General features: G+C 67.7%; 14 protein-coding genes. 6 read left to right on the top strand and 8 right to left on the bottom strand.

Annotated features, from left to right (window positions below):
- Positions 1-140 precede the first annotated feature (140 nt).
- On the bottom strand, positions 141-560 hold the full coding sequence (locus ACZ7LV_RS27785) for a winged helix-turn-helix transcriptional regulator (protein ID WP_471943134.1): 420 nt from the start codon (positions 558-560) through the stop codon (positions 141-143).
- 114 nt (positions 561-674) lie between these two features.
- Between ACZ7LV_RS27785 and ACZ7LV_RS27780 the strand changes: the two genes are divergently transcribed.
- From ACZ7LV_RS27780 to ACZ7LV_RS27770, 3 genes are all read left to right on the top strand, one after another.
- A complete protein-coding gene (locus ACZ7LV_RS27780) occupies positions 675-1400 on the top strand; it encodes a DsbA family oxidoreductase (protein ID WP_471943223.1) in 726 nt (241 codons plus the stop codon).
- 96 nt (positions 1401-1496) lie between these two features.
- Positions 1497-2141 carry an FMN-dependent NADH-azoreductase gene (locus ACZ7LV_RS27775; protein ID WP_471943132.1) on the top strand — a complete coding sequence of 215 codons (645 nt, stop codon included), beginning with the start codon at positions 1497-1499 and terminating at the stop codon, positions 2139-2141.
- Between the two features lie 169 nt (positions 2142-2310).
- Positions 2311-2868, top strand: a complete 558-nt coding sequence (locus tag ACZ7LV_RS27770) for a dihydrofolate reductase family protein (RefSeq protein ID WP_471943130.1) — start codon at positions 2311-2313, stop codon at positions 2866-2868.
- A 65-nt stretch (positions 2869-2933) separates the two neighbouring features.
- Here the strand turns inward: ACZ7LV_RS27770 and ACZ7LV_RS27765 are convergent, their stop codons facing one another.
- Complete coding sequence (locus ACZ7LV_RS27765; RefSeq protein ID WP_471943128.1) at positions 2934-3746, bottom strand: cupin domain-containing protein; 813 nt, start codon at positions 3744-3746, stop codon at positions 2934-2936.
- A gap of 545 nt (positions 3747-4291) precedes the next feature.
- Here ACZ7LV_RS27765 and ACZ7LV_RS27760 point away from each other — a divergent pair.
- Positions 4292-4771 carry a GNAT family N-acetyltransferase gene (locus tag ACZ7LV_RS27760; protein ID WP_471943127.1) on the top strand — a complete coding sequence of 160 codons (480 nt, stop codon included), beginning with the start codon at positions 4292-4294 and terminating at the stop codon, positions 4769-4771.
- On the opposite strand, the gene ACZ7LV_RS27755 is transcribed toward ACZ7LV_RS27760, so the two are convergent.
- The gene (locus ACZ7LV_RS27755; protein ID WP_471943125.1) at positions 4755-5693 is read right to left on the bottom strand and encodes an AraC family transcriptional regulator; all 939 of its coding nucleotides are present in this window, start codon (positions 5691-5693) and stop codon (positions 4755-4757) included. The two genes, ACZ7LV_RS27760 and ACZ7LV_RS27755, sit on opposite strands and share 17 nt — an antisense overlap.
- Before the next feature lie 181 nt (positions 5694-5874).
- Here ACZ7LV_RS27755 and ACZ7LV_RS27750 point away from each other — a divergent pair, with 181 nt between their 5' ends.
- Positions 5875-6957: an aldo/keto reductase gene (locus ACZ7LV_RS27750; protein ID WP_471943123.1), complete on the top strand. Its 1083-nt coding sequence runs from the start codon at positions 5875-5877 to the stop codon at positions 6955-6957.
- Positions 6958-7137: 180 nt separating this feature from the next.
- Here the strand turns inward: ACZ7LV_RS27750 and ACZ7LV_RS27745 are convergent, their stop codons facing one another.
- The 4 genes from ACZ7LV_RS27745 to ACZ7LV_RS27730 all read right to left on the bottom strand — a co-directional run bounded on the left by ACZ7LV_RS27745 (position 7138) and on the right by ACZ7LV_RS27730 (position 9145).
- On the bottom strand, positions 7138-7359 hold the full coding sequence (locus ACZ7LV_RS27745; RefSeq protein ID WP_471943122.1) for a helix-turn-helix domain-containing protein: 222 nt from the start codon (positions 7357-7359) through the stop codon (positions 7138-7140).
- Positions 7359-7850, bottom strand: a complete 492-nt coding sequence (locus ACZ7LV_RS27740) for a DUF2975 domain-containing protein (protein WP_471943120.1) — start codon at positions 7848-7850, stop codon at positions 7359-7361. Before ACZ7LV_RS27740 ends, ACZ7LV_RS27745 begins: the two co-directional genes overlap by 1 nt.
- 114 nt (positions 7851-7964) lie before the next feature.
- Positions 7965-8750 carry an OBAP family protein gene (locus tag ACZ7LV_RS27735; protein WP_471943119.1) on the bottom strand — a complete coding sequence of 262 codons (786 nt, stop codon included), beginning with the start codon at positions 8748-8750 and terminating at the stop codon, positions 7965-7967.
- A 158-nt stretch (positions 8751-8908) separates the two neighbouring features.
- Positions 8909-9145 (bottom strand): hypothetical protein, encoded by a 237-nt coding sequence (locus ACZ7LV_RS27730; RefSeq protein WP_471943118.1) that lies wholly within the window; start codon positions 9143-9145, stop codon positions 8909-8911.
- Positions 9146-9272: 127 nt separating this feature from the next.
- Between ACZ7LV_RS27730 and ACZ7LV_RS27725 the strand changes: the two genes are divergently transcribed.
- Positions 9273-9857, top strand: a complete 585-nt coding sequence (locus ACZ7LV_RS27725; protein WP_471943116.1) for a hypothetical protein — start codon at positions 9273-9275, stop codon at positions 9855-9857.
- Here the strand turns inward: ACZ7LV_RS27725 and ACZ7LV_RS27720 are convergent.
- Positions 9850-10593 (bottom strand): TetR/AcrR family transcriptional regulator, encoded by a 744-nt coding sequence (locus ACZ7LV_RS27720; protein ID WP_471943114.1) that lies wholly within the window; start codon positions 10591-10593, stop codon positions 9850-9852. The genes ACZ7LV_RS27725 and ACZ7LV_RS27720 overlap by 8 nt on opposite strands.
- Between the last annotated feature and the right edge of the window lie 6 nt (positions 10594-10599).

Here is a 10599-nt window from a genome sequence, read left to right as displayed (position 1 = left end):
GGCACCCTTTCCTTGGGAACCTATCATCGCCGGGGTTTTTGCCCCGGCAGGGGGCCCCGGTCCGAAACCGCCGCGGGGAAGCCGTGTACACCTTCCTGCCCCGCGGCGGGAGGAGTGCCCGCACGCGTCCCGCGCGGGCCTCAGTCGGCGGCTGCGTCGAAGCGGTCCCGGTTCCGGCTGATCTCGTCGTGGTGGAGGCCGGCCCAGTCGATCAGTGACACCACGATGTCGTGCAGAGTCCCGCCGAGCGGTGTGAGGTCGTACTCCACCCGGGGCGGTACTTCGGCGTACGCGGTACGGGTGATCAGTCCGTCGCGATGCAAGTGCCGCAGGGTGAGGGTCAGCATGCGCTGGGAGATGCCGGGGACGCGGCGCAGCAGGTCGGTGTAACGCAAGGGTCCGTCGTTCAGGGCGGCGATCACGAGCGCGCTCCACTTGTCGCCGGCCCGGTCCATGATCTGTCGGATGATCGCCCTGTTCTCCGCCGGCCAGCGGGCGCAGGGACCCGATGACACGACGGTGTCCGTCTTGGCCGTGACGTCCTCTGCGGTGGCGTCCATGACGCACATCCCCTTCCGGTTGCACACACCCATGTGCCTTATGTACGGCCTCCCATACTGGCCCATGATGGCGTTACGCCCAAGACGTAAGAAGTGGAGGTGCCACCGTTGAAGGTGGAAATCTGGTCCGATCTCACCTGCCCGTGGTGCGGTCTCGGGAGCCATCGTCTCGACAGGGCTCTGGAGCGGTTCGCCCACGGCGACGACATCGAGCTCATCCACCGCTCCTTCCCCCTGGACCCCGATCTGCCGAGCAGCCCGGCGGTGCCCACCCGGGAACTGCTGAAGCAGAAGTACGGGATGGACGACGCGCAGGCCGAGGCGGCCACGCGCCGGGTCGAGATGCTGGCCGAGCGTGAAGGGCTGAGGCCGTACGTCGTCCTGGACAACAAGAAGGCCAACACCCAGCTGGCCCATGAGTTCCTGGCCCATGCCACCACCCGGGGCAAGCACAGGGAGGCCTGGCACCTGGGCTTTCGGGCCTACTTCGGCGAGGCCCGCTCGCTGTTCGACGTGGACGCCCTGCTCGAACTGAGCGACGAACTCGGGCTGGACCGGAGTGAGACCCGACAGGCCCTCACCGACCGCCGTTACCGGCAGCAGGTCCAGGACGAGACCCGCCGCGCCAAGGAACTCGGCGCCCGCGGGGTGCCCTTCCTCGTCATCGACGGGCAGTACGCCATCGCCGGCGCCCAGGACACCGACACGCTCCTCGGCGCTTTCCAGCAGGCGTGGGACGCCGGCCACTCACCGCTCGTCACGACCCTGGGCGAAGACGCCGACGAGGTCTGCGGTCCGGACGGATGCGCACTGCCCGGCGATCACGCCGCACGTCACTGACCCGGCTTCGGCCCCTCCGCAGCCTTCACCGCCCCGCGGGTCGCCAACGAAGCGCGGCCTTTCCTCCCTCATCCCGCACGACAGGAATCATTCGTCATGTCCTACCTGCTGCACGTCGACTCCTCCTCCCTCGGCACGGCGTCCGTCTCCCGCCAGGTCGCCGACTCCTTCCGGGACGCCTGGACGGGCGAGGTCGTCCATCGTGACCTGGCCTCCCGCCCCGTGCCGCATCTGAGCGCCGCGGCCATCTCCGCCCAGCTGACGGACCCCGCCCAGCGCACGGCGGAGCAGGCCGGGGCGGCCGGCGTTCAGGATGAACTCATCGCCGAATTCCTCGGGGCGAGCGCCTACCTGTTCACCGTGCCGATGTACAACCGCACGATGCCCTCGGTGTTCAAGGCCTGGCTCGACCAGGTCATCGTCGTCGGCCGGACCATCAGCCGCACCGGCGCCGCGCCCGCCGCCGGCCGCCCGGCCGTGCTGATCTCGGCCCGGGGCGGCGGCTACGGCCCCGGCACCCCCAACCACGGCAAGGACTTCCTCGTCCCGACCCTGGAGTCCGTGCTGGGCGACGCCGAATACCTCAGCCTCGACGTCACCACCCTCGTCGCCGAGCTGACCAAGGCGCCCGTCGTGCCGGCGCTCGCCCACCTCATCCCGGTCCATGAGGCCTCCCTGGCCAACGCCCACGAGCAGGCCCGCCTGCAGGCCGAGAAGATAGGCCAGCAGCTCACCGCCTGACTCACCCGGCACCACCGCCGTGGTGGGGGCGCAAACGGCCCCACCACGGCGGTCTTCGGCGCAATTGTCTTGTGAGGCCGCCGACCGATGAGTTGTGGGTCGTCCCGGGGTCAGACGTGAGAAGCAGCAGGACCACTGGCGAACCGACGCTCGTACCCGGAGGGGACACATGGCACAGCTCATCTACTCGATGGTCACCTCGCTCGACGGCTACGCCGAGGCCGCGGAGGGCGACCTCGGCACCGGAGCCGAGGATCCGGAGGTCCATACCTTCATCAACGACCTCTTCCGCCCCGTAGGCACGTACCTCTACGGCCGGCGGATGTACGAGACGATGGTCTACTGGGAGACCGCTCACACCGAGCCCGACCAGCCGCCGCACATCCTGCAGTACGCCCGCGACTGGCAGGCGGCGGAGAAGGTCGTGTACTCCACGACGCTCGAGTCCGTGTCGAGCGCCAAGACCCGGATCGAGCGGAGCTTCGACCCGGACGCGGTGCGCAAGCTCAAGGCCGAAGCCGACCACGACCTCACCGTGGACGGTCCGCACCTCGCGGCCCAGGCGATCGCGGCCGGCCTGGTGGACGAGTACCACCTCTTCATCACCACGAGTGTGGTCGGCGGCGGCAAACGGTTCTTCCCCGACGGCGTGCGCCTCGATCTAGAGCTGGTGGAGAAGCGTGCCTTCGACAGCGGACTGCTCTACGCGCGCTACCGCACGCGCTGAGACGCCCCCAGGTGCATGCGCCGGACTCACCCGGTGGTCATGCCCTGAGGACGTCCCGGCGACGGTCAACCGATGTTCTTCAGGTGCGACCAGTCGTTGTGGAAGGTGAATCCGCCGCTGGCCGGTGGCATCGGGGACTGCACTTCGATCCAGCACAGCGGTTCCGTGCCGAGGGCGGCGAAACCGTGTGATGCGCCGACAGGGGCGAAGACGAGGTCGCCGGCGCCGGCCAGGTCCTGCTCGCCGTCGCAGAAGGCCCGAGCCTCGCCGGAGATCAGGTAGTAGATCTCCTCGAACGGATGGAAGTGCTCCTTCGCCGTCTTGAGGGGGGCGTTGTTCACGGTTCCAGGCGTGAACTGCACGATGAACATGGCATGGTGCCGCGCGCCGAGAAGGTCGTCCACCATCATGCGGATCTGGACGTTCTGCACGTTGGCGCCGTGGTATCCCGGCATCGAGATCGAACCGGGCGGGGCCATGTCCGCCGGGTCGAAGTGACCGACGTACGGCTTGGCGGGGTCGAGCTCGTCGACGGCCACCCCGTGGGTCGGCACCTGTGTCTCGTCGGCCGCGAACACCCCCCACGTCCCCCTGCCGTCGATGGGCCGCGGCTGAGGAGCGTACACGCGGAGCATGCGTACACGCTGGTCGGTCGGGTTGCTCCAGGCGTGCCCGACGGCGTAGGGCACAAGGCCGAAGTCATGGGGAACCAAGGCGTACTGGTGGTCGGCGACGGCGAGCAGCGGGGTGCCCTCCAGGACGAAGAAGGACTCCTCGAACGGGTGCCGGTGACCGATGACGTGACCGCCGGGTTCGATGTCGACGAGGGCGATCGACAGATGGCTGGCGCCGTGGTCCGGCCCGAGGACGGGCGCCACGCTGACGCCCTTTCCCGGTTCGCTCGGATGCGACTCAAGGAACTGAAGTCCGTCTCCGCGGCGGATGCTCATATTCCGAGGAGCGCGTGGTACCTCGACCGGCTGCTTCATCGTCACCTTCCCCTGCTCAGCTTGATGCTGTACGACTGTCCACAACGGCTGTTAGCCGGGGGAAAATCGCAGGTGGGGCGCCGACTACGGCTGTTGGTTCCCAGAAGGGTGCCGGCTGGTGGCCCGGGGTGGTGCGGATGCTGCCTGCTGGCACGTTCCACACAGCTCGTGACGTCCGTCGTAGGTGACGACGGTTCCCCAGCCGAGGCAGTGATCGCAGTGCTGGGCTTCCGACAGATCGGGATGAGGGGGCACAGGGAGATGGGGGGAGCGGGATCCCTGGGTCATGCGGCGTGTAACTCCTCGGCGGTCGCATTCCTCAGACGTAACCCGTTCAGTGTGTGGCAAAAGTCCTATTTTGTATAGAGGGGTGGTGTGGAGCGGATCGGGCATACGAGGAGTCCGAAGCCAGCTGGAGAAGGGTGGTCCGTGCCGTGCCCACGCATGGTGCCTGGCGGATCCGACGCGCTGATCCCGACGAGGCCGCAGGGCTTGAGCGGCTCCAGGAGCGGTCGTCGACGCACTGGGGGTACCCACCGGGATACTTCGACTGGGCGGGCGATGCTCGGGCGATTCCCGAGGCCTACGTCCGGATCAACCCGGTCTTCGTGCTGGAGCAGGAGGGCAGGATCCTCGGCTTCTACGGCTTCACCGAGGGGGACGGCGACCTGCTCCTGGACAAGCTCTTCGTCGACGCCGACCAGATCGGCAAGGGCTACGGCAGGCTTCTCTGGCAGCACGCGATCCATACCGCGCGTGAGCTCGGGCGATCCGGTTTCCTCGTGGCTTCGGATCCGAACGCCGCTCCGTTCTACGCGGCCATGGGGGCCGTCGAGTACGCGACGAAGCCGACGGCCGAGCCGTCATGGACGCTGCACATGTTCCGCTGCACCCTGGTCAGAAGGCGGAGATGATCGAACCATCCGATGACGTCAGAGGCGACCCCTGCTCCTGAAGAACGTCCATCGTCCGCAGGCGCGCCGCGTCCTGGCCCGGGGGCGCACCGAACATTCGCCGGTATTCCCTGCTGAACTGCGAAGGGCTTTCGTATCCCACGGAGTAGCTGATTGCGGCGATGTCACCTGGCGATGCCATGAGCTTGATACGGGCCTTTTGCAGCCGGAGCTGTTTTTGGTATTGCAGGGGACTCATCGAGGTCACTGCCCGGAAATGCCGGTTGAGTGACGAAACGCTCAATCCCACTTCGGCGGCGAGGTCGTCGATGCGGATCATCTGGTCGTAATGCGCCTTGATCCATGCGATGGCGCGGGCGACAAGCGTCGTGCGGCTGTCGGCCAGGCCGACCTGTCGGATCATGGCGCCTTGGGGACCGTTCAGCAGTCGCCAGTGGATCTCGCGTCGGAGGCCGGGCGCCAGTACCGGAATGTCACGTGGCTCGTCCAGCAGGCGGAGCAGCCGGACGACGGCGTCGAGCAGTCTGTCGTCGTCGCTGGTCGCCACGCCTGGCCCGGCGTGCGGTCGGGCGGTGGTCGGGCCGGCTTCCAGCAGCAGCTGGGCGATGATCGCCGGCTGCAGGGGAAGCCCGAACGCGAGATACGGCTCGCTGGGTGTGGCGCGGGTGATGTGCGAGGTCAGGGGCAGGTCGACGGTGGCTACCAGGTACTGACCGGCGTGGTAGTCGAAGACGTGGTCGCCGAGAATCGAGCGCTTCGCTCCCTGCACCGTCAGCGCGATCATGGGCTCGGTGACCGAGCCCAGTGGTTCGGTCGCACGCTCGGTCGAGAAGACCGCCATCTGCTGGATCCATACCGGACGGGTGCTTCCCGCGGCCAGTCGTGTGATCCGGTGCCGCATTTCTTCGAGCTGGTGCACCATGCCAGACAACCACGTGCGGGTGGGCGCGGCCAGCACGATGCGGGCGGGGTTGCGCGGATCGTGCAGTGATCCGCGCGCATCGGTCTAGGAGGACATCGGGTCGCGGGGTCGAATGGAGAGGTACCCGGGAGGGCGGTCACCGCGTCCGTCCTCGCACATTTCCCGCCTGAGAGGTCGCACCATGTCGCTCGATTCCTATGTGACGCTCGGACGTTCCGGACTGCGTATCAGCCCGTTCACGTTGGGCACCATGACTTTCGGGGAGGACCATGGATGGGGCAGCAGCCCGGGGGAGTCCAAGGACATTCTCGCGGCATATCTCGATCGGGGCGGAAACTCGATCGACACGGCCAACATCTACACCAACGGACATTCCGAAAAGATCATCGGTGACTATTTCGCCGACCGGCCCGGACTGCGCGACCGGGTGGTGATCGGCACCAAGTTCTTCGGGAACCTCTACGAGAAGGACCCGAACGGCGGCGGATCAGGCCGCAAGGCCGTCGTGCAACAACTGGAGAACTCCCTTCGGCGCCTGCGGACCGACTACGTCGACATCTACTGGTTGCACAACTTCGACCCCTCCACGCCGACCGAGGAGACGCTCCGCGCGCTCGACGACCTGGTCGCCGACGGCAAGGTCCGCTACGTCGGCTTCTCCGACGTACCGGCCTGGGCGACGGCGGAAGCGGCCACCGTCGCGCGGTTCCGCGGGTGGGCCCCGATCATCGCGCTACAGGTGGAGTACTCCCTGCTCGAACGTACCTCGGAGGGCGAACTGATCCCGATGGCTCAGGCCCTGGGCATGGGAGTGCTGCCCTGGGGGCCACTGAAGAGCGGCTTCCTGTCCGGCAAGTACTCCAGCACCGCCAAGGGACCGGTGGACACCGCACGTACGCAACTGGTCGGCACCCCGAGCGAAGCCGACTACGTCGTGATCGACGCGCTCAACGCGGTCGCCCGCGAGGTGGGCGCAAGCCCTGCCGCCGTGGCGCTGGCCTGGGTGCAGGACCGTCCCGGAGTCACCTCCACCTTGGTCGGCGCGCGCCGCTTGGAGCAGTTCGAGGCCAATCTGCGGGCCCTCGACGTGACCTTGACCGACGCCCAGCGCGTGGCGTTGGACGAGGTCTCCGCTCCCGCGCTGAACTTCCCCGCCGAGAACAACAGGACGCTGGCTCCGATGCTCCAGTTCGGCGGCGCCACCGTGGACGGCCGCCCTTCGACGGTCTCCCCGCTCCTGCGGGCCGGCAGCGCCCGCTACTGAACACCAGGCGACAGAACGGCCGTGGCCGGTGTCGTGGGTGCGGTCCAGCGCGAGCACGCCGACCAGCGTGCTGCCGTACGCCGGATGAATCGCGAGGGTCGGGAGCCTCGGCCGGTCGCTCCAGCAGCCCCGGGATCTCCTGTGGCACGGCCTCGAAATCCATGATCTTGGACGAGCACGTCAGTCAGATGCCGCGTCCTCGGCCTCCCAGCGCGGCAGGTCGCCTGGCTGGCACTTGAGCACCTCGCAGAGCGCGGCGAGGGTCGCGAAGCGCACCGCCTTGGCGCGGCCGTTCTTGAGTACCGCCAGGTTGGCGGGTGTGATCCCTACGCGGTCCGCGAGCTCGCCCACGGAGATCTTCCGCCTGGCCAGCATCACGTCGATGTCGACGGCGATCGGCATCAGATCACCTCGTCCAACTCGGCCTGCATCTGTGCCGCTTCGACGTTGCGCGCGACAGCCTGGGCGAGCAGCATCCGCAGCACGCGCACGATGAGCGCGACCCCCAGGATGGCCATGCCGACCCCGCCCATGATGACGGTGACGCCCGGGTCGTCCCGCTGGCCCGGCGCATTGATGGCTGTGACCGCGAACCACACGAGGGCAGCCGCCACGATCGCCCCGGTCACGCCGTCCACGTACCGGAAGGCGGCGCGGGAGAATACGGTTCCGTGTCGCACCATCGTCACCAGCCGCCATACGCAGACCAGGGCGACCTGGACCGACAGCATGCCCACGATCGTGAGCACGCGCAGCGGGGTCAGCGGGAGGGACCCGTCCTCCGGGTCGCTCCCGCTGACCAACGTCCACATCATCAATGCCTGCACGAACACGGTGCCGAGGAGCACCACCACGAGCAGGACGCGCAGCGCACCCACGGTCAGCTTTCCCATGACCTGTCCTTCCATCGAACCACGATGGAAATCTATCGAGATTCGATAGATCGAGCAAGCGCTGGGACGGCTGATGGGCGGCAGTTTCGTACAGGTAAGGCGCAACGGTGACGGTCAGCGCTTGAAGTCCGTCTCCGTGATGCTCGTCTGCAGCGCTCGGCCGCTCTCCCAGCTGTTGGCGCCCGGTGCGACCGTAGGGACGGCGATGTCCGACCGGTTCTGCCGCTTGCGGGACGTCGAGACGCCCAGCCGGTCGTCCCGGGCTTGGACCATCTCGTCCCGGGCCTGCCCGTCCTCGGTGAAGCCCATCATCAGCTGTGGAATCCCGTAGGGGAAGTCGTCGCGGTCGTACTGCCACGTGTGGAACGTCTTCCCGTAGGTGCTCACGAGATCCTCGAAGTAGGCGTGCTCGGCCATGTCGGGGATACCGGGAGCGGTGAGGCTGCCCGACTTCACCTCGTAGTGGTGGCTGTGCCACAGCCGCTTCTCGTCCTCCGGCAGGCTGCGGAAACGTTCCTCGCTGACGATGTACTCGATGCCGATCAGACGGGCGTCGGGTGCGTTGCGGTCGAAGATCACACACTGGTGCAGGTCGTGCTGGAGATGGATGCAGAAGTGCGTGGCTTCGACCTGCCGGCCCATGTCGTCGGCGTACATGTGGAAGCCGTTGAGGTAGGTGCTCATCGCGTCGAGCGGGTACTTCGGCTGGATCGCGCCGGCCGCCAGGTCCAGGGCGCGGTGCTTGAGCGGATGTCCCCGGCCGATCTTGCTGATCGTCGCGACCTTACGGCCGAAAAGGAGCCCGGCGGCAGCCGTCAGGCCTGCCGCGGCACCGATGGCGACGCTGCCGGCCGACCGCGCGGAGCCAGGTGAGCGATGCGTGACCTGTGTGAAGGGCATGAGCGGCGAGTGCCCCTGCGTGCGGGGCCGTAACGGACGCCGGAAACCGCTCGGGCGGCCCTCCTGCGCTCCCTTGGTGACACGGACGGTCTCGTGGCCGCGCATTGCTCTGGGGGATCGAGCGCCGTCGTCCGCCATCGGCCCCCGAGGCGTGCCCGCTACTCGGCGGGATCCTCCCGGGAATGCCGGACCGCACGCTTCAGAGCCATCTCCAGGTCGTAGCGGGACTCACCGGTCGCAGCGGCATGATCGGTGATCGCGGTCTGTGCCGCCTTCGCCGCTTCCCGCCAGACCGCACGCTGCGCGTCGTACTCGGCGCCGTCGAGCCCGGCGAGCCTCGCGCGCTGCTCCTCAGCTGCGCGCTCCAGCGCGATGAGAACCTCGGGGATGTCCACGAGTAGATCGTATTTCGACGGGTGCGGGTGCGCTCGTGTCGTCGGGCGGTGAGGAGGGCGGCCGGGCACGGAGGTGTCTCTGTGCACCAAAAGTGCCGTTCGCCCTTTTCAGGCGAATAATGCCCTGATGGACGTAATTTTCGAACCGTCGGTGTATCCGCCGCTCGCCCTCGGCTTCTTCGGCCTGGCGACCGGATACCTGATCTGGGGCTCCCAGGAACTGTTCGGCTGGCCCCGGAGGGACGAGCGGGTCGACCGGGCGATGGGCGTCTGGGGCATTTGGCTGCCGGGGTTCTGCCAGTTCCTCGCGGGCGTCATCCTCTTCGTGGGCCTCACGTGGTTCGAGGTCTTCAAGGAGCCGCCGCTCTACATGGCGGCGCTGGCCTTCTCGGCGTACGGCATCCACTGGTTCGCGCTCGGCTGGGACCGATACCGCGGCAACGACGCGCGCGTCAACGCCGGTGTCGGCGTGGCCTACATGGTCCTGTCGGCGCTCGGCGCGACGGTGTTCTTCGCGGCCGACGACTGGCCTGTGGGTCTCGTCTTCGTCGGGCTCTTCCTCGTCTATCTCAGCAAGTTCGTCGCGTCGCTCGGCGTGCCCGTTGCTGAGCGTGTGATGGGACTGTTCCGCCTGCTGACTGCCGTCTGGTTGCTTTACCTCACCTTCGCCGTGGTGGTCAATTTCACGCTCGGGTACGACTGGCCTACGTAGCGTGCTGCTCGTCGTATCGGGCGCCGTCGAGGCCGGCGGGCTGCTCTGCGGAATTCCCGCGCAGCGCTGATCTGTCGTCGCGGCGAGCCAGCAGGCCGCTGGCGGTCACCGCCGTCGTACGGCGCACCAGGTCCGTGAAGTCCACACGCATGGAGGCGAGTTCGGGGTCGGAGGCGTACGCCGCCAGCATCGCTTCCGAGGGGCGGCTGCACTGCCATGCCGACATGGCCATCAACAGGGTCGCCTCCACGAGTGCGACGGCGCCCTCGGTGCCGAGTTCGGGAAGGTGGCGCTGCACGAGCTGGACCGCATCCTGCAGTGCGCGCCGGGCCGCGTACTTGTGGCGGATGCCGACCTCGGTGGAGATGTTGTGCTCGAGCACCGAGCCCTGCGCACTCAGCAGGTCGCACAGCACGGGCCGTCGCGCCATCGAGGTGGCCAGGATGTCGGCCAACCGGTCCCCGCGCTCCTGCTCCGTGCCTTCGTCGGACGGCTGCGCCTGTGCCAGTTCGGCGATCCAGCTCTGGATCTCGGTGTCGAGCAGTTCGAGCAGAACGGCTTCGCGTGACTCGAAGTAGCGCAGCACGTTGGCTTTGGCCAGGCCGACGCGGCGGCTGAGCTCGTTGAGGCTCAGTTTCGCGACGGGCATCTCGGTCAGCATCGTCGCCGCGGTGTCCAGGATCTGGCGCCGCCGCTGGCTTCGCTGTTCGTCGGTGCGCGCGCGTTGGAAGGTCACCTCCTC

It is taken from the genome of Streptomyces sp. NPDC107562, from assembly GCF_055657325.1.
Note: the sequence above shows the minus strand (reverse complement) of the source record. Positions and strands in the feature narration are given on the sequence as shown.

Bases quoted from the DNA above. Each gene is read 5' to 3' on its own strand.
- ACZ7LV_RS27775 (WP_471943132.1), top strand. From the start codon at position 1,497: ATGTCCTACCTGCTGCACGTCGACTCCTCCTCCCTCGGCACGGCGTCC.
- ACZ7LV_RS27785 (WP_471943134.1), bottom strand. From the start codon at position 560: ATGGACGCCACCGCAGAGGACGTCACGGCCAAGACGGACACCGTCGTG.
- ACZ7LV_RS27740 (WP_471943120.1), bottom strand. From the start codon at position 7,850: ATGGGAAAGCTGACCGTGGGTGCGCTGCGCGTCCTGCTCGTGGTGGTG.
- ACZ7LV_RS27745 (WP_471943122.1), bottom strand. From the start codon at position 7,359: ATGCCGATCGCCGTCGACATCGACGTGATGCTGGCCAGGCGGAAGATC.
- ACZ7LV_RS27770 (WP_471943130.1), top strand. From the start codon at position 2,311: ATGGCACAGCTCATCTACTCGATGGTCACCTCGCTCGACGGCTACGCC.
- ACZ7LV_RS27750 (WP_471943123.1), top strand. From the start codon at position 5,875: ATGTCGCTCGATTCCTATGTGACGCTCGGACGTTCCGGACTGCGTATC.
- ACZ7LV_RS27725 (WP_471943116.1), top strand. From the start codon at position 9,273: ATGGACGTAATTTTCGAACCGTCGGTGTATCCGCCGCTCGCCCTCGGC.
- ACZ7LV_RS27755 (WP_471943125.1), bottom strand. From the start codon at position 5,693: ATGGTGCACCAGCTCGAAGAAATGCGGCACCGGATCACACGACTGGCC.
- ACZ7LV_RS27735 (WP_471943119.1), bottom strand. From the start codon at position 8,750: ATGCCCTTCACACAGGTCACGCATCGCTCACCTGGCTCCGCGCGGTCG.